This is a genomic window from Bradyrhizobium sp. USDA 4449 (genome assembly GCF_054056275.1).
On sequence record NZ_JBSRYD010000001.1, the window covers coordinates 1,341,282 to 1,360,068 of the forward strand.

Sequence of the window (18,787 nt, forward strand, 5' to 3'; positions counted from 1 at the left end):
CGAAGGCGCGCCCGATGGCAGGCTCCGGCGCGGGTGAGGGTTTTCTGCTCTTGGGGCTCGCGAGAGGAAACACCCTCTCCCCGACCCTCCCCCGCAAGCGGAGGAGGGAGCGCACCTCCCGTGGAGCTACAGCTCGGCTCATCCCGCTAGCCCCGTTTGATGCGCGGATCGATCGCAGCTTGGGCGATGTCGACCAGCAGATTGAGAAAGACGAAGAACAGCGCCAGCACCAGTATCGTGCCCTGCAACAGCGGCAGGTCGCGCTGGAAGATCGCGGAATTGAGCAGGAAGCCCGAGCCCGGCCACGAGAACACGGTCTCGATCAGGATCGAGCCCCCGAGCATGTAGCCGAGTTGGAGCCCCATCACGGCGAGCGCGGTGGGCGCGGCATTCTTGATGACGTGACCGAACACCCCTCGTTCGTGCAGACCCTTGGCGCGTAGCGCCTCGACGAAATCCTGGCTGAGAATGTCGCCGGTGAGCGCGCGCACGCTGCGGGTGACGATGCCCATCGGGATCACCGAGGTCGTGATCGCCGGAAGCACCAGATATCTCAGATGCGCCCAGTCCCAGGCCCAAGAGTTGGAGCCGTTCGGCCCGGCGCCGACCGCGGGCAGCCAGTTCAGCTCCACCGAGAAGATGATGACCAGCACCATGCCGAGCCAGTAGTGCGGCACCGAGACACCGGCGATGGCAAAGGACGTCGCGAGCTTGTCAATCCAGGTTTCGCGGAAATAGCCGGCGATCAGCCCGAGCAGGACGCCCATCGTGAAGCCGATGATGGCCGCCGCAATCGCCAGCGTGACCGTGTTGCCGACCGCGCGCATGACCTCGGCGAGCACGGGCCGGCCCGTCGCGATGGAATTGCCGAGATCGCCATGAAGGGCACGCAGCAACCACAGCCCGAACTGCACCGGCAACGGCCGGTCGAAACCATAGGCGGCGCGGAGCTGCGCGGCGAGCTCCTGCGAGGCATCTGCGGGGAGCACCGCAACGAGCGGATCGCCCGGTGTGATGTGCACGAGCAGAAAGCACACCAGCGCGACGCTGATGACGATCGGGATGACATAGACGATACGTCTGGCGATGTAGGCGAGCACTGACTTACCTGACGTGATGTCGCACGATACGAACGCGGGCTTCCGTATGGAGCGCGAGATGGGAGCGTTCCCTCCCCCCTTGTGGGGGGAGGGTCAGGGTGGGGGGTGGCCACAGAGGGACTGCCCGTGTGAACCCCCTTCCCCAACCCCTCCCCACAAGGGGGAGGGGAGCCCTACCAGCGTGCTCGCCTCACTTCACTACTGCATCGAAATCGGCGAGAAATCGATGAACCAGCTCTTCGGCTGGATCACCCCCGTGACCTTCGGGCTCATGGCGCGGGGCCCGACGTCGTGGGCGACATAGAGAAAGGCTGCGTCGTCGACGGAGGCCGCGTGCAGTTCAGCGAGCGCGGCGTCGCGCGCGGCGGGATCGAACGTCTGCCGCGCCTTCTTCACCAGCTCGTCGAACTTGGGATTGTTGATAAAGCCCCAATTGTTCGAGACCGGCGGGGCCATGCTCGATTGCAGGAAGCGCACCAGTGCGAAGAACGGATCCATTGCCGCATAGGTGACGTTGGTCGCGTTCGAGCCGTTGGCTGAGGGATCCTTGGCGCCGCGGCGCCAGTTGGTGAACAGCGTATTCCACTCAATGACATCAAGCTGCACGTCGAAATAACATTCGGCGAGGGCCTGCTGCAGATATTCGTTCATGGGCAGCGGCTGCATCTGGCCCGAGCCCGACGCCGAGGTCTGGATCTTCACCGTCAGCTTCTTGTTCGGACCAAAGCCTGCTTCCTGCATCAGCTTCTGCGCGGCCGGCTTGTCGTACTTGATCTCGAACGTCGGTTTTCCGCGCCAGGGATGGCCGGGCTCGAAGGTGCCGGTCGCCGGCACCATGAGCCCTGCCAGCAAGCCATCCTTGAGGCCTTCGCGATCGACGCAGAGGTTCGCAGCCTTGCGGACGCGGATATCGTTCCAGGGCGAGCCTTCGACGCGCGAGAATTGCCACGGCCAGACATGCGGCTGCTCGTTGGCGTAGAGCTTGAAGCCGCGCTGCTTGAGCTCGGGCAGCGCATCGGGCGCGGGCGCCTCGACCCAATCGACCTGCCCGGAGAGCAGCGCCGCGGTGCGCGCGTTGGCTTCCGGCATCGGCAAGAGCACCATCTTGTCGATCTTGGGCACGCGCGCCTTGTCCCAATAGTCAGCGTTCTTGACCAGCTCCAGCCGTTCGCGCGGCGTGAAGCTTGCCATCTTCCACGGGCCGGTGCCCGCGGCGTCCTTGGCAAAGGCGGTCCAGGCGGCCTGCGACTTCGCCTTGGCGTCAGCACCTTCCGCCTTGTCGTAGAAGTGCTGCCACTTCGACGGGCTCGCCATGAAGAGGTTGGTGAGGTTGATCGGCAGGAAGCTGTCGGGTTCCTTGGTGGTGAGCTCGACCGTCATGTCGTCGATCTTCCTTGCAGAAGCCAGCGTCGGCATGCGCGAGGCCGTGACGCCGACCTGGCTGGCGTCGAATTGCGGGGCGTCCTGCTTCAGGACCTTGTCCACGTTCCACACCACGGCATCGGCGTTGAACGGCGTGCCGTCATGGAAGGTGACGCCCGGGCGCAGCTTGAAGATCCATTTGGTCTTGTCCGCATCATCGACCTTCCACTCGGTCGCAAGGCCGGGGATCACCACGCTGGCCTTGTCCGCCGAGGACAGGTCCCAGCCGGTGAGCGCGTCATACATGGTGACGCCAGTGAAGCGGTTGCCCTCAAAACCCTGATCAGGTTGGCCGAGCGTGCGCGGAATGTCGGCAGCCGTCATGCCGATGCGCAGCACGGTCTCGGCGCTGGCCGCGTGCGGCCAAGCCGCCGCAGTCGTCAGCGCCAGCGCAGCAATCAGTGCTGCGCGCGCAGTTGTCTTGATAAGCATAACCCCAGTCCTCTCAATGAAATCGCTGATTAATTTTGATGCAAACGTATGCAATGGCTATGCCAAGGAGAAACTTATTCTGCAAATTAGCTCTGCGACGACAAGTCCTTGTGATCGCGGGAATGCAGCGCAACCAAAACTGCCTATTCTGGCATCAAGATTGCACGTTAGGCCCCACCTATTCTGGGAGCTTTGGGCCATGCGAATCCTCAAATCGACCTGTCTCGCGGTGCTTGCACTGGCATTATTCTCGCTCCCGGCGCGCGCCGAAACCGTGGTGCGCTATGGCATCTCGATGGCGGATATTCCGCTGACGACGGGCCAGCCCGATCGCGGCGCCGGGGCCTATCAATTCACGGCCTATACGATCTACGATCCGCTGGTGGCGTGGGAGATGGACGTGGCCGAACGCCCGGGCAAGCTGGTGCCGGGGCTCGCGACCGAATGGAAGGTCGACGTTTCAGACAAGACCAAATGGCGCTTCACCCTTCGCAAGGGGGTGAAGTTTCACGACGGCAGCGAGTTCAACGCCGATGCGGTGATCTGGAATCTCGACAAGGTGCTCAACGACAAGGCGCCGCAATTCGACAAGCGGCAGAGCGCGCAGGTGAAGACGCGGCTTCCTTCGGTCGCGAGCTACGCCAGGATCGATGACTTCACCGTGGAGATCACGACCAAGACGGTGGACTCCTTCTTCCCCTATCAGATGCTGTGGTTCCTGGTGTCGAGCCCGGCGCAGTATGAGAAGCTCGGCAAGGATTGGGACAAGTTCGCCAGCCAGCCCTCCGGCACCGGCCCGTTCAAGCTGACGAAGCTGGTGCCGCGCGAGATCGCCGAGTTCAGCAGGAATCCGGACTATTGGAACGCCAAGCGCATTCCGAAGGTCGACAAGATCGTGCTGATGCCGATGCCGGAAGCGTTGACCCGCACCAACGCGCTGCTCGCAGGCCAGGTCGATCTGATCGAGACGCCGGCGCCTGATGCCGTGCCGCAGCTGAAGGCCGCCGGCATGAAGATCGTCGACAACGTCACGCCGCATGTCTGGAATTATCATCTCAGCGTGCTGCCGGGCTCGCCCTGGACCGACATCCGCCTGCGCAAGGCGCTGAACCTCGCGATCAACCGCGACGAAGTCGTCGGCCTGATGAACGGACTTGCGAAGCCCGCGAAAGGACAAGTGGACCCCTCGAGCCCGTGGTTCGGCAAGCCGACCTTTGAATTGAAGTACGATCTTGCCGCAGCGAAGAAGCTGGTGGAGGAAGCCGGCTATTCGAAAGAAAAGCCGCTGAAGACCACCTTCATCATCGCGCAGGGCGGCACCGGCCAGATGCTGTCGCTGCCGATGAACGAATTCCTGCAGCAGAGTTTCAAGGAGATCGGCATCGACATCGACTTCAAGGTGGTCGAGCTCGAAACGCTCTATACGCATTGGCGCAAGGGCGCCGCCGACGAGATCAACGCCGGCATCACCGCCAACAACATCGCCTATGTCACCTCGGACCCGCTCTATGCCATCGTCCGCTTCTTTGCCTCCGACCAGATCGCGCCTGTCGGCGTCAACTGGGGCGGCTACAGGAATCCCGAGGTCGACGCGCTGATCAACGAGGCCAAGCAGACCTTCGACACCGCCAGGCAGAACGATTTGATCGCGCAGGCGCATGCGCTGATCGTCGACGACGCCGCGCTGGTCTGGGTGGTCCACGACACCAACCCGCATGCGCTGTCGCCGAAGATCAAGCAGTTCGTGCAGGCGCAGCACTGGTTCCAGGATCTCACGACGATCGGGGTGGAGTGAAGGCGGCGAGCACAGACATCGCAGGGTGGGTTAGCCGCAGGCGTAACCCACCTCTGCTCCCAGCCGCGGAGACAGAAGAGGTGGATTACGCCGAGCAGACGCGCTTCGCGCATCCGCTGAGCTAACCCACCCTACAGGCTACGTCCTCGCGCCCCTACTTCGTCAGCAGCGCAAACGCTCCGTTCCACCCCTCGGGCGGCGGATCGACCTTGAACTCGTTGATCCTTGCTTCGTACAGCTTGAACAGCTTCTCCAGCGTGTCGGCATCCTCGCTGCGACGGCCGCGTTCGATGGCGTCCAGTGCGCCGTGCCAGTCGCGGCTGCGGTAGCAGGCGAGCATTTCGATGGTGACGTTGCGCAGGCGCTGGAACGCGGCCGACTGCAACACATCCTCGCGGCCGGCGATCGCATAGATCACCTCCGGTTCGCTCTTGCCCTTGACCGTGATGAAGTCGAGCTCGAGGATCGCGAATCTGTCCTTGGCGGCGAGTGCGGTGCGCGAGCCCACGATGATCGGGAAGCCGTATTCCTTGGTCTGGCCTTCCAGGCGCGAGGCGAGGTTCACGCTGTCGCCGAGCACAGAATAGTTCTTCTTCAGATCGGAGCCCATGTTGCCAACCACCCCGATGCCGGTGTTGAGGCCGATGCCGACATTGAGCGGGATGTAGACATGGCCGCCATCGGCCGCTTCCTGCTCGCGCTCCTTGTTCACGACGTCGATCCTTTCCAGCATCTGGATCGCGGCCTCGCAGGCATGCACCTGGTGCTCGGCATCGTCGAGCGGCGCGTTCCAGAACGCCATGATGGCGTCGCCCATGTATTTGTCGACATAGCCCTTCTGTTCGATGATCACGTCCGTGAGCGGTGTCAGGAAGCGGTTCATCAGCGTGATCAGGCCTTGCGGATCGTGCTTGTAGCTCTCCGAGATCGTGGTGAATCCGCGCACGTCGGAGAACATGATCGTCATCTCGCGCTCCTCGCCGCCGAGCACGAGTTTCTCCGGCGATTGCGCCAGCTGTTCGACCAGCACCGGCGACATGTATTGGGCGAAGATGCCGCGGATCTGCACGCGCTGGCGCTGCTCGCGCACGAAGCTCCAGAAGATGAAAGTGAGGTAGATCGCGGTGGTCGACAGCAGTGGATAGGTGAAGTCGATCAGATAGCGATACTGCGCGTAGAAGAACCAGGACGTGCCGACCAGGATCGCGGCGAACAACGCCCCGGCCAGCACCAGCCGGACCGGGCCGAGATTCGGCGTGAAGATGATGACGAGGATGCCGATGATCATCGCCGCGAGAAGCTCGACGCCGAGCGCGTAGTTCGGCTGGGAGATGACCGCGCGGCTGAGCACGCTTTCGAGCACCTGGGCGTGGATCTCGACGCCGGGCATGGTCGAGGACACCGGCGTGGTCTTGATGTCGTTCAGACCGGCCGCGGACGTGCCGATCAACACCAGCTTGCCGTTGATCTTGTCCGGCGACACGGTGTTGTCGAGCACGTCGGACGCCGAGACATAGATCGAGGGATCGAGACGGGCGTAGTGCACCCAGAGCTGGCCGTTCTTATCGGTCGGGATCTCGACGCCCTTGAGGCGGATCGCGCGGATGCCGGTCTTGTCGGTGCGGACCAGCAGCGTCGGCGTTCGCGTGATGATCCGCAGGATCTCCAGACTCAGCGAGGGCATGATCATGTTGCCCTGGGTGCGCATGATCATCGGCACACGGCGAATCAGGCCATCGCGCTCGGTCTTGATCGAGAACAGGCCGCGGCCGGCGGCGACCTTCTCGATGACGGGCACGTTGCGGAGCAGGCCGGGAAACTCGAACAGAAATTTTTCGGCGCCTTCCTCGCCCACCGTCGCGACGCCAGTGAAGGGCAGTGTCTTGTCAAGCTCGGACTCGACCGCCGGCAGGCCGGTCTCGCCGAGGACGACGTGCGAACGCCTGATCGCTTCGGCGAGGACCTGGTCGTTGCTCGGCAGCTCGCGCAGTCTGGCGCGGGTGACGTCGTCGAGGTAGCGCATCTGGCCGGCGACCAGATCCGGACTGAGCCGGTCGGGTTCCGAAAACACCACGTCGAAGCCGATCGCCACCGCGCCGGCGGCGGTGAGGTTGATGACCAAGTCCGCGATCCGCGTCCGCGGCCAAGGCCACTGGCCGAACTTGGCGAGGCTCTTGTCGTCGATGTCGACGATCGTGACCGGCCGCACCGTCTTGTGGCGGGGATCGATCAGCTGAAACAGGTCGAAGGTGCGCACGCGCAATTCCTGCACCGGCGGCGGATCCCAGACGCGCAACCCGGCGAAGACGATCAGCAGCCCAAGCCCCAGCAGGCGCGCAATGCCGAGTCTCCGCGTGAACCACCGGCGCAGGATTTTGAGACGTTTCATGTCAGTCGAGCTTCCCGGCGCGCGTCGCGTCCCCCGGATCATGGAGCCTAAGCGTGTGATTTTCCATTCCCCGATGGCGGAGGATTGCGGATTTTTTGCCGGCGCCAAGCCGGGCATCGATCGCGGCCAGGCGGGCGGGATCGGGCGCCGATCAGGAGATGTGGAAGATGAAATCGCTGGCCTTGAGACTTGCGGCGACCACGTTCTTCAGCAGCAGCGTTTCATGTTCGGTGACCGCGCCGTCTCCCGTACCAATATGCTCCTGCCACGTAACCTGCGTTTCGCCGGACAGCTGGGTCATGTGGAGATCGTGAGTGGACGCAACGCCCGAGAACTGGCGCAGGTCGATCTTGTCGAGGCCCTCAATGAAATCGGCGATGGTGTGCGTGGCATCTTCCCCGGTCCTGCCCGGCGCGAACACGAACTGATCCTTGCCGCCGCCGCCGCTCAGCGTGTCGCCGGTCGTCGTCGCGAAGATGACGTCCTTGCCGCTGGTGCCGCTCAGCGTGACGCCATTGCGGGCGTCGCCCTCGTTGAAGATGAAGTTGACCGTGTCGCCGGCGCCGGTGGTCTGGTCCGTCACGGTCAGCGTGATCTGGTCCTGGTCGGGCGGCGTGTCTCCGGGATTGTAAGTGATGCCGTCCTGGAAGGCCGTATTGATGTCATCGAGCGAGCCGGATGCGGCCGACGGATCGACGTGGCTATCAGGCGCATGCGCAGTGACGGCTGTGACGGTGAAGTCATCCGCCGACGCGTTGGAATCGGTGTCGCTGACCGAGAGATTGAGGATGCTGTCGGTGCCGAGCTCGCGATCATGCGAGACGTAGAAATCGTCGGTGCCGATGAGCGGCCCACCGGCAGGCGCGGTCACGCTGGTGCTGATCGTGGTAGCCTCGCTCGACGCCGGCGCCGTGCCGTCGGTGGCCATCGCCGCGATGTCGGTCGTCACAGGCGCCGCTGACGTCGTGATGCCACCGCCATAGGTGTCGTCGAGCGCTTGGACGCCGAGCGCGTCCGGCGTGCCCGTAAAACCGTCGGCCGGCACGAAACGGATCGACGTGTCGGTGCCCAGCACCAGCGCATGGCAGTCACTGACCGATCCGATATCGACCCACTGGCTGGTGCCGGCGACTTCGTACTGCCAGACGCCCTCGGCGGTCGTGGCCGTGTCCGATGTGACCGCGATGGCCTGGAAGCTCGCGCCGTCGTCGACATCGTGGAACTTGCTCGCGAAGAGATCGCTGACGGTGCTTCCGGCCGGATTGCTGTCATTGCCGGCGACAGAGGTCAGCGTCGCGTCGTCGAGCATCGGCGAATCGTTGCTGCCGGTGATGTTGACCGTGACGACGTCGCCCGTGCCGGTGACGTGACCGTCATTGGGCACGATGGTGTATTGCAGCGACAGCGTGTGGCCGGCAGCGAGGAAGTCGAAGGCCTGGTCGCCCGAATTGAAGTCCCACGAGAACTGGGCGTGGTCAGCCGTGCCGTTCAGGATGTCGCCGGACTGAACCGCCAAATAGTTCACCAGATCCGCGTTCGACAGCCCGTCGATGCCGTCGGTCTGCAGGACGCCGTCGAGATAGACGGAGAGGTGATCGAGTGCCACCGTGACGTGGTCCGTGGCGTCGGCGTCGGATACGGTCAGCGTGCCGCCCTTGCTGAGCCCAGCATTGGTCTCGGGCAGGGTCACCGTGTCGACGTCGCCCGCGCCCGTCGTGATCGCGGGCGCATCGTTGGCGCCGGTGATCGTGACGGTGACCTGGGTCGTGTCGGTGCCGTGATGGCCGTCGTCGAGCGCGATGGTGGAGACGACGGTCGCGGTCTGGCCCTGGCCGAGGAAGTCCAGCGCACCGTCAGCGATCGAATAGCTCCAGTCGACGGCACCATTGTTCTTGCCTGATGTCAGGACCGCAAGCGCGCTTTCCAGCGCACTCGCCTGACCCGAGGTCGGCGTGAGCTCGGTATGGCCATCGGCGTCGAGCCAGGTCACGTCCTGGTGGGGCACGTTCGCCTGCGGACGATCGGTCAGATCGACGTCGGTGAAGGCGATCGAGCCGGCGGCGGCCGGTACCGGGTCGGGCGCCGGGGAATTGGTGGTGTTCGCCAATTCGGAGAAGCTCGCGCTCAGCCCGGCGCCATCGGCGGTGAATTTCGGCGCGTCGTCCGCGGCGTTGACGGTGATCAGCGTGTGACCCGTGCCGTCGTCGCTGCCCGCGAAGATCGTGTTGCTGTAGTCGGCGCCCGTCAGGGCCAGGCTGATGTGATGACCTGCAGCGTCGGTGATCGTCAGCGTGCCGCCGGTTTTGGCGTCGTCATTGGCGACGTAGATCGCACTGGTTCCGAGACCATAGCCGATGCTCGACAGGTCGATCTTGTCGGTCGCGATCAATCCCGCGATCGAGCCGCCGAAATCCGTCGTCTGGATGGAGAGCTCGCTGCCCTCGCCCGCGAAGGTGACCGTCTGCGACATCGTGGCGTCGAGCACCAGCGTCGCACCGGCATCGATCGTGACCGAACCGGAGCCGGACAGCGAGCCGAACAGCGACAAGGCCCCGCCGGCATGGATCTCGATCGTGTTGGTATTGGTGATGCTGCCCGTGATCGATGTCGTGCCCCAACTCTCGATGCTGCCGGAGTTGGTGATGCCGAAGGTCAGCCCGTCCGCGCTCGCGACAGAGGCGCCGTCGTGGAGATCGATTTCGCCGGCATTATCGATCGTGGACGAGGTGCCGAACGCGTTGGTGCCGGAAACGATCCAGGTGCCGGCGGATTCGTTGTCGAAGGTGGCGCTTGCAGCCGAGATGTTGCCGTTGATGTGGCCGCTATTGTTGATCGCGACCGCGCCGCCGGTCTCGACGATCGCGTAGGCGGTCGCGGTCACGCTTCCGGCGTCGTCGCGGCCGATGGTTCCGGAATTGTCGATCGTCGCGGTGCCGGTCGCGCTCTCGTGAATGGAGATCGCGGCGACGTCGCCGGCGCCGGCCACAGATCCGGTATTGGTGATGTGCGTCGAACCCGTCGCCTCGTCGCCGTCCTGGACGACACTGATGCCGTACGAACCCGTGCCTATGATATGCCCGTGATTGGTGATGGTGACATCGCCATCGCGATTGGCGAGCACGTCGAGACCGACAGCACCGGACGCCGTGCCGCCGATCGTCGCGGCGATGTCGCCCGCCCCGGTCGCCCCGTCCCGCAGCGTGATGCCCTCGCCGGCAGTTCCGGTGACATCGCCAACCGTGATCAGCGAGATAGTACCGATGCCGTTCTGGGTGACGGCAATGCCATTGTTCGCGCCGGTCAGCGTGCCTGATGGCGTCAGCACGATGTCGCCGCGGCTGTCGCTCGACCCGCCCGATGCCGTGAAGTCGAGCGCATCGCCTTCAGACGCCGTGACGTCGGCGTTACCGGTGATCGCGAAGCTGCCACCACTCGTCGCCTGGCCGGTGATGGTCCCGGTGAAGCCATGGCTGGTGTTGTCAAGCTGCAGCGTATCGGAACCGCCGCTGAAGGTGACGGTCTGCGCATCGGCTCCGCCGAGTTCCAGCGTCGCCTCGTCGTCGATGATCAACTGGCCGGCGCCGGTGAGCTTGCCGGACAGGTTCAGGGTGCCGGCCTGCACCTCGATGATCCCGGTGTTGGTCACGGCACCCGTGACATTGTTGCCGCCCGACACGGCGTAGAGATTGCCGAAATTGTTCAGGCTGCCGCCGTTGATCGAGACGTCGGTCAAATGGAGCTTCGACATTCCGTCGACCGTGACCGTGCCGGTGTTGGTGATATCCACGCCGGTGATGCCGCTGCTGCCGGTCGATTCCAGCGTACCTGATATGGTCAGCGTGCCGCCGTCGATCGTCGCGCCGTTGACGATCAGTTTGCCGTCGGCATCGACCGTGAGGTTGCCGGAATTTTTGACGACGGAGCCATGGTCGATCGTCAGCGCGCTGTCGCTCCACACCTCGATCAGGCCGCCGGCCTTGTTGGCAACGGTTTCGCTACTGAACTCTGCTGCACCCCTGACGTTGACCACGCCGCAATTGCTCAGCGTGCCGTTCTCGATCAGGCTGGTGCCGTCGAGCTCCAGCGTGCCGTAAATGGTCACGGCACCGCCATCGACCGTCGCGGCACCAACGATCAGCCTCGTACCGACATCCGCTTGGAGGATGCCGCCTGCATTGTGAATCTCGGCGAGCGTCGTCAGCGTGCCGCCGGACAGTTCGATCGTGCCGGAGTTGGTGATCGACGTAGCCTCGGCGAAGTCGCCACCGCCTGCAAGCGTCATCCCCCCGGCATTCGCCAGGACGCTCGCCCCCGAAAACTCGGCCTTGCCGCCAACCGAGACGATGCCCGTCGCCTGATTGGTGAATCTCGAATCGGCCTCGAGCGTGAGCGTCCCGGTGATCGTCAGTGTGCTCTTGTTGATCACCTCGGGGGCTGTGTGGTCCGCCTTGGTGTCGAAATCGTTCATCGTCAGCGATTTGGCGAACGCGGCTGTGTCGATCGTGACCGGATAGGACGGCGTCAGGCCGTGCAGCTGGTCGGTGATGACGATGACGTCGTCGCTGCTGGTCGGCACGGTGCCGGTTTCCCAGTTGGCGCCGTCCCCCCAGAAGCCGCCTGACGGAGCTCCCGGCTTGTTCGTCGCGATCCACACCACGGCAGGCGCATCGGTGCCCGTGACCGTGACCGTGATCGTCTGGTCTGACGTGGCGCCCTGCGAGTCCGTGACCGTCACGGTGTAGGTCAGCGTCAGCACCTCGCCCTTCGGGATGAAGTCGGCGAGGTAGACCGGGATATCTCCGAGCGACCAATTCACCGTTCCCGTGCCGGACCCCGTGCTGTCGTGACCGGGCGCGATCGAGACCGAGAGGTCCTTGGCGAGGAAGTCGTAGATGCTCTGGGGCACGGTGCCGCCGGGCAGGACCGCGCTGAACTTGGATACCGCCACCGTGTGCGTGTCGGTGAGATCGACATCGCTGAAGCTCAGCGTGCCCGAGGTGGGGACGTCGGTGGTGAGCGGGCCACCCGGCACGCTGGTGCCGCCCGAGAAGGTGATGGTCGGCACGGCCGAGGTGATCACCGGCTTGTCGTTGGTGCCGGCGATGGTGATGGTGATGTCTTTGGTGACGATCCCTGGATCGTCGGCGAAGTTGTTGTTGAGGACGATGGTGTATTTCAGCGTCAGCGTCTCGCCTGCGGCGAGGAAATCGAAGGCGCTATCGGGGACGCTGAAGGTCCAGGCCGCGGTTCCATTGCTGTCGTTGCCGGCGCCGGGAACGACGGTGATCTTGACCTCGGTGGCCAGGATATCCTGCTTCTGGAGCGCCGAAAGGCCTGCCGTCACGTCGTGCTGGCCCGAGTCCTGGTAGACATAGGTGCCGTCGGTGAGCACCACCTTCACGGTCGGACGGTCGCCAAGATTGAAGTCGACAAAGGAGGCCTTGGCGATCACCAGATCGGCCGTCGACACGCCGGTCTGACCTGCGACCTCGGTCAGGTTGAATGCGAGCTTGACGTTGTTGGCGAGGTCGAGGCTCTGCAAAAACAGCGACAGCGCGTTCGGAACACGGCTGCCCGCGGTCGCGTGATCGGTCGGCCCCTGCAGCGCAGCGTTCTGCTGGCTGAGATTGACGAAGACCGGAATCGCGACGTAGCCGGCTGGCGTCTTGATCGTCAGGCCGTCGCTGGTCTGTGTGACGGTGTCGGTGAAGTTCGTGGTCAGCTTGGTGTTGGTATTGTTGTCCGTGAACTTCAGCGTGAACACGTCCGTGATCAGCTTCTGCACATCGGGTGACAACAGCGCATTGGTGACCGAGACGTTGCCACCGCTGATCTGGATCATCTGTCCGGCCTGGTTGACCGTCGCGATCGGCAGCAAGGTCAGCTTGTCGAACAGGATGTAGGAGCCGGTGGTGCCGTTCGGCTCGACCAGCACCTGGAAGTTCGCCTGAGGCTGCGGATCGCCGCCACCTGCGGGAACGACGAAGTTGATCTCGGTCAGCACCGCCGTGCCACGGATACCCATGGTGGCGACCGGCGTGTCGATCTTCATGTCGCCGTGCTTGGCGGTCTCGCCGGCGACGAAGGTGATGGTGCCCGCGACCAGGCTGAGCAGCGAGGAATTGTTCGACCCGTTCGGGTCGTAGACCATCTCGTTCAGCACCATCCGCGCGTTGGAGGACAGGCCGAACACGGTGCCGTCGATGAAGGTCACGCCGAGTGTCGAATCCGAGCCGGTCGAGACCACGTCGCCCTTCTCGACGTTGTCGCCGTTGTTCAGGACGACCGAGACGCCGTTGCGGATCGCGGTGGCGCTCCCGGTCAGCTTGGTGACATGGCCGATGACCTGTGCCGCAGCGGCGCCGGGCGCCGCCTGCGCATATTGAACGTAACCCGTGAGCGCGCTGACGATATCGCCGGTGAGATGCGCACCGTCCGCCGAGGCGATCGCCGCGCGCTTGTCGCCCCTGAAATAATCGTGAACGACGAACGCGTGGCCGTCATGAGACAGCACGAGATCAAGCCCCGTGCGCTTGAAATCGCCATGGAAGATCAGATTGGGGTCGGCAACGACGACCGCACCATCGGGCACGTGGCCATGTGCCTTGGCGGTATAGGAGCCCGCGGTATGGGAGTTGGCGGTAAAGGAATTGGCCGTAAAGGGAACGACGTGGCCGGATGCGGGCAAGCGGAAACCCTGTCCATCCAAGGAGAGCGCGGCGTCAAATTTGCCAGCGTAATTCAACGGGGCACCGAAAAAAGGTTAATATTTATGAAAGAATCGATCGCCTAAGCTCGCATATCATTACCAAGTCCTTAGCGAAACCACCTATTGCTTGTGTGATTTGCACGACTTGGCGGCCCGCGACTATGCCTGCGGCGACACTCAAAGATGAACTGAAGTCATCGTTGTGAGATTTGCGAGTAAAGCGTCGGTATTGGAGCCCATTTCCGGTCATTCCATGTACTCTGCAGTATAATTTCAACTATGAATACTCACCTCAATCTTTGCATCATGATGCGCCGCCGCATACTGCGGCAATTACGGGGCCCAATCTGCGACCAACTAACAGAATCCGTGAAGTAGCGGGTCATTAGCCACAAGCGCAGAATTGACCGACCACAACTTTTGCCTGCATTCGATGCCATTTCGCGGCAGCCGAGCCTCTCCTACCTCCCGATTCGTAAAGTTTTATGCAATTCGGGCAGGCCCGCTTCAGCCTGTCCCGCGGTTTTGGGAGCCCGCCGCCGCGCGTTAAGCGGAACAAAACGGGCCGTCCCGCACCATCTCCGCGAAAGCAACAAAGCCGGCACGTCGAGGTCGAGGGGAATCCTTCCTCATCATCCTTGCGAAGCCGGAAGGGGATGTCAGATGGAGTCCGCCGCTCGCCTGCGCGCCTGGCGCGCAGTCATTGCTCTATGCGGGTTGATGCTGCTCGGATCCGCGGCCGATCTTCGTGCCGGCACATTGCTGTCGCCGGGCGCAGGCGTGCTCGTGCGCAAATCCGCCGAGCCATTCGGCCTGTTCGCCTTCGCCGTTTCCAGCGGCGGCCTGCGGCAGAAATGGTTCGCACTGAAGGAGCAGCTCGACGACGACATGGTGCAGCTCGCGCTGTGCGACGGCGATCGCGACCATTGCGCCTCGCCCGCGGCGCTGAAGCTGCTGGCCATCGTCGACCAGGTCCGCACCCGCGACGGTCGCGCGCGGCTGGGCGAGACCAACCGTGCCATCAACCTCGCCATCCGCGCCGAAAGTGACGGCGCCGAAGATATCTGGAGCTCGCCGCTCGCGACCTTTGCGCGCGGCGCCGGCGATTGCGAAGACTATGCCATCGCCAAGGTCGCCGCGCTGCGGCTCGCCGGCGTTGCCGATGAGGACCTCCGCATCGTGGTGGTGCGCGATGCCAGGGCCGGGGGAGAGCATGCGGTTGTCGCCGCAAGGCTCGACGGACACTGGCTGATGCTCGACAACCGCCGCATGGCCATGGTCGCGGATGACGAGGCACGCAGCTACCAGCCGCTGTTCGTGCTCTACCAGTCTGCCGTGCTGAGATATGTCGGCGAGCCCGTCCAGTTCTCGATGGTGATCCCCGGGGTGCACTGATCGCCTCGCAGCCCGAACCTGCCCGCCACAAACCCGTTTCGCCGCGTGATCCCCGGCGCTAGCATGGCGCATTCTCTGCGGGGCGAGCGGAATGCGGTTGATCGTACTGACCATACTTGCGCTGCTGGCGTTGCCGGCGGCATCAGGCTTCGCACAATCCGGTCCATCCGCTTCTTCCCTGTCCGACAGGCTGCCGCAATTCGCCAGGAACAACTGCCAGCAGATCCGCGATCCCGGCAATCAATTGTTCTGCGGCGATGCCGAGCTTGCCGCAGCCGCCGAGAAGCTCTCCACGGCCATCGAGGCGCGGCTCGCCCGCCTGCCCGATCGTCTGCCTGCGATCGAGGAGAATGCGATCTGGAATCGCCAGCGCAATCTCGGCTGCGGCATCGTCGGCCAGACCGCCGTTCGCGTCGAAGATTTCGACCGCGTGAAGGCCTGCCTGCTCAAGGTGACCGAGGATCGCGCCACCATCGTGCGGGATACGAATTTCGACTGTCTGGCCGCCAACACCGCGGCTGGCGCACTGATCTGCGCGGACCCGTCGCTGGCGCTGACCGAGACCGAGCTCAACAGCCAGGTGCTCGGCCTGATCGGCAAGCTGGACCCGACCGCGGCACGGTTTGCTTTCGCAGAATACGGCCGCTGGACCCGCGAGCGCGATCGCAAATGCAATCTGATCGGCAAGGAGAACGTGCCGCCGCAGGAGCTTGGCACCGCGGAAGATTGCCTGGCCGAATATCTGAAGCGCAAGACCGACGAGATCGCCGCAGCCGGGGGCGATCCGAAGAAGGTGTTCGGCCGGCAGGTCTCGGCCCGCGAGCCCGACGCCGACGCCGTCGACTTCTGCGCCGCGCGCATCCACGCCGCCAATTCCTGCGGCAATTTTCTCCGCATCAATCGCGTCTACGCACTCGACAGCCAGGTGACCGATCAGGAGGCGCAGGTCACCGGCGAGATCGAGATGGTGGTGCTGGCGCCATTCACCACCTGCAGCAAGGTCGCGTCCGCGTGCACCGGCACCTGTTGGGACGCCAGCACCGGCCGTCCGCAACCGGCCGCCGCCTACAAGGATCGCTCCGCAGCGGCTTTCAATGTCACGCGTCGCCTTCGCATCCAGCGTACCTTTGCCTTCGTCAAAGCGGCCGACGGCTGGCGCTGCCGCGAAGACGAGCTGGCGCCGGTGAATTCGGGGACGGCGGGCGGGGGGTCGTAGCGCTAACTTTGGTGTCTCAGGAGGTTGTCCATCTGGTCTGAACCGAGGAAGCTGAGGTTGCGAAGCTTCAGTGTTCCAGGGAGAGACCAGATGAACGTCCACAAGAATGCGCCTTTGACGCCCAAAGGTCGAGAGGCGATGGCCCGAAGCGTGGTGGAAGGTGGGCTGAACCAGGCCGACGCGGCCTATCAGTTCAACACGACGCCGAAGACCGTCGCCAAATGGGTCAAGCGGTTCCGCGCAGAAGGTGCGGAGGGGATGCGCGATCGCTCCTCCAGACCCCTTTCATCGCCAAGCCAAATCCCGCCTGCCACGCGTGCCGTCGTCGAGAGGTTGCGCCGGGAGCGTCACACCGGCAAGCAGATTGCAGCCGAGGTCAAGGTGTCACGGGCCACTGTCAGCCGCATCCTTCGTCGCTTGGGATTGAGCCGGATGCGCGATCTGGAGCCGGCCGAGCCGGTGCGGCGCTATGAGCGCGAGCATCCCGGCGAGCTCATCCATATCGATATCAAGAAGCTCGGGAGGTTCGTCAGGCCTGGCCACCGCATCACGCACGATCGCCAGAAGGGTGAAAGCCGCGGCGCGGGTCACGAGTTCGTCCACGTCGCGATCGACGATGCATCGCGCGTGGCCTTCTCTCAGATCCGACCCGACGAGAAGAAGGAGAGCGCCATCGCCTTCCTCAACAACGTCGTCTCGTACTTCCAGGGACTCGGCATAAAGGTCACGGGCATCATGACCGACAACGGCTCTTGCTATCGTGCCAAAGCGTTTGCCAAGGCCTGTAAAAGGCTCGGCCTCAAACACATCTTCACCCGGCCCTACAGGCCGCAAACAAACGGCAAGGCCGAGCGGTTCATCCAAACGGCGCTACGCGAGTGGGCCTATGCTCGCGCCTACGAAACCTCAGACCAGCGAGCCAACGATCTGCCAATCTGGCTTCATCACTATAACTGGCACCGCTCGCACGGCAGCCTGCACGCCAAACCACCGATCAGCCGCCTCGCCATCCCGGAGGACGACCTGTTGAGATTCCACAGCTAACCCTCCCTTGGAGGGGAGGGTCGGCGAAGATCAAAACATCAGATTGTCCTTGACCAGCACCCAGCGGCCGCCCTTGACCTGCTGCACCTGGGTGATGGTGTTGGCGAGATGGTCGGTCTTGGAGAATTTGGTCGGCGGCGAATTGAAGATGTCGAGGAACTTTTCGCCTGATTCCAGTGAATCGAGCATCTTCTGTCCGGTCAGATCCTTGCCGGCCTTGTCGGCATAGAACGCAAACGTCATCACCGCGTTGTAGCCGATGATCGCCTGGGTGTTGGCGTCGGCACCGAACATCTTCTTGTAGTTGATCAGCCAGTCGTGGACCTTGCCCTTGGCGGTGTCCTCATAGGGAATCTCGAAGCCCGAAGCCGCATAGAGGCCCTCGACCGCCTCCTTGCCGAGCGTCGGCACCTCCAGCACGTTGGTCGGCGTGGCGCCCAGGAAAGTGACGTCCCAGCCGAGCTTCTTCGCCTCGGTCATCGCGCCGATGGTCTCGCGGATCACGGTACCGAGCACGACGAGGTCGCAGCCGTCCGACTTCATCTTGGCGACCTGCGCACTGAAATCGGACGCGCCGCGCTTGTAGCTCGTGATCGAGGCGGGCTGCAGCTTCATTGCCGCGAGCTGCTGGTTGAAGCCGTCGAGCACGTTTTTTCCGTACTCGTCGTCCTGATGCATGATGCAGGGCTTCTGGAAATTCTTCCACTCCATCATGTATTTCAGGGCGGCGCGCGTGCTCTCGACGTAAGGCAGCAGATTGTTGAACTTGAGCCGCTCCTGCGGCTTGGCCGGATCGAACTTGAAGGTGAACTCGGCCGCCGTCAGCGGAAACAGCTGGAGCACACCGGCATCGAACAGGATGTCCTGGGCGGCCAGCACCGTCGGCGAGCCCATTGGACCGATCATCGCGAAGATCTTGTCGCGCTCGACCATCTTTTGCGAGGCCAGCACCGCCTTCTTCGGATCATAGCCATTGTCCTCCAGGACCATCTTGATCTTGCGGCCCTGGATGCCGCCGGCGGCGTTGATCTCCTCGACTGCCATCTTCATGCCGTTGGAAACAGGCACGCCCCAGACCTTGATCGGACCCGACAGATCCTGATGGGTACCGATGACGATCTCGTTGGCCGAAATGCCCTCATTGGTGACTTTGGTTTGCGCCAGGGACGGCTGACAGGTGAGTGCGAACGCACTCACAGCAAGGCCGAACGCTTTCAACGACTTCGACATTGACGTCTCCTCTCCTTAAGGCCCGTATTGCGCGAGCGGCGGGGCCATCGCCGTT

At 63.5% G+C, this 18,787-nt stretch carries 9 protein-coding genes; 4 read left to right on the top strand and 5 right to left on the bottom strand.

Annotated elements, in window-relative coordinates; translation table 11 throughout:
* Positions 1–146: 146 nt before the first annotated feature.
* Together ACVIIW_RS06435 and ACVIIW_RS06440 are read right to left on the bottom strand one after the other, a co-directional pair.
* A complete protein-coding gene (locus ACVIIW_RS06435; RefSeq protein ID WP_456699978.1) occupies positions 147–1,100 on the bottom strand; it encodes an ABC transporter permease in 954 nt (317 codons plus the stop codon).
* Positions 1,101–1,298: 198 nt separating this feature from the next.
* Positions 1,299–2,954: an ABC transporter substrate-binding protein gene (locus tag ACVIIW_RS06440; protein WP_456699979.1), complete on the bottom strand. Its 1,656-nt coding sequence runs from the start codon at positions 2,952–2,954 to the stop codon at positions 1,299–1,301.
* A 199-nt stretch (positions 2,955–3,153) separates the two neighbouring features.
* Here ACVIIW_RS06440 and ACVIIW_RS06445 point away from each other — a divergent pair, with 199 nt between their 5' ends.
* Complete coding sequence (locus ACVIIW_RS06445; protein ID WP_456699980.1) at positions 3,154–4,749, top strand: ABC transporter substrate-binding protein; 1,596 nt, start codon at positions 3,154–3,156, stop codon at positions 4,747–4,749.
* Between the two features lie 154 nt (positions 4,750–4,903).
* On the opposite strand, the gene ACVIIW_RS06450 is transcribed toward ACVIIW_RS06445, so the two are convergent.
* Positions 4,904–7,138: a CHASE2 domain-containing protein gene (locus tag ACVIIW_RS06450; protein WP_456699981.1), complete on the bottom strand. Its 2,235-nt coding sequence runs from the start codon at positions 7,136–7,138 to the stop codon at positions 4,904–4,906.
* A 151-nt stretch (positions 7,139–7,289) separates the two neighbouring features.
* The gene (locus ACVIIW_RS06455; protein WP_456699982.1) at positions 7,290–13,883 is read right to left on the bottom strand and encodes a VCBS domain-containing protein; all 6,594 of its coding nucleotides are present in this window, start codon (positions 13,881–13,883) and stop codon (positions 7,290–7,292) included.
* Between the two features lie 627 nt (positions 13,884–14,510).
* On the opposite strand from ACVIIW_RS06455, the gene ACVIIW_RS06460 reads away from it, so the two are divergent.
* The 3 genes from ACVIIW_RS06460 (at position 14,511) to ACVIIW_RS06470 (ending at position 17,502) form a co-directional block, all read left to right on the top strand.
* Positions 14,511–15,242 carry a transglutaminase-like cysteine peptidase gene (locus ACVIIW_RS06460; protein ID WP_456699983.1) on the top strand — a complete coding sequence of 244 codons (732 nt, stop codon included), beginning with the start codon at positions 14,511–14,513 and terminating at the stop codon, positions 15,240–15,242.
* 91 nt (positions 15,243–15,333) lie between these two features.
* On the top strand, positions 15,334–16,458 hold the full coding sequence (locus tag ACVIIW_RS06465) for a lysozyme inhibitor LprI family protein (RefSeq protein WP_456699984.1): 1,125 nt from the start codon (positions 15,334–15,336) through the stop codon (positions 16,456–16,458).
* A 90-nt stretch (positions 16,459–16,548) separates the two neighbouring features.
* Complete coding sequence (locus tag ACVIIW_RS06470; RefSeq protein WP_456699844.1) at positions 16,549–17,502, top strand: IS481 family transposase; 954 nt, start codon at positions 16,549–16,551, stop codon at positions 17,500–17,502.
* Between the two features lie 30 nt (positions 17,503–17,532).
* Here the strand turns inward: ACVIIW_RS06470 and ACVIIW_RS06475 are convergent, their stop codons facing one another.
* Positions 17,533–18,732, bottom strand: a complete 1,200-nt coding sequence (locus tag ACVIIW_RS06475) for an ABC transporter substrate-binding protein (RefSeq protein ID WP_456699985.1) — start codon at positions 18,730–18,732, stop codon at positions 17,533–17,535.
* Positions 18,733–18,787: the final 55 nt, after the last annotated feature.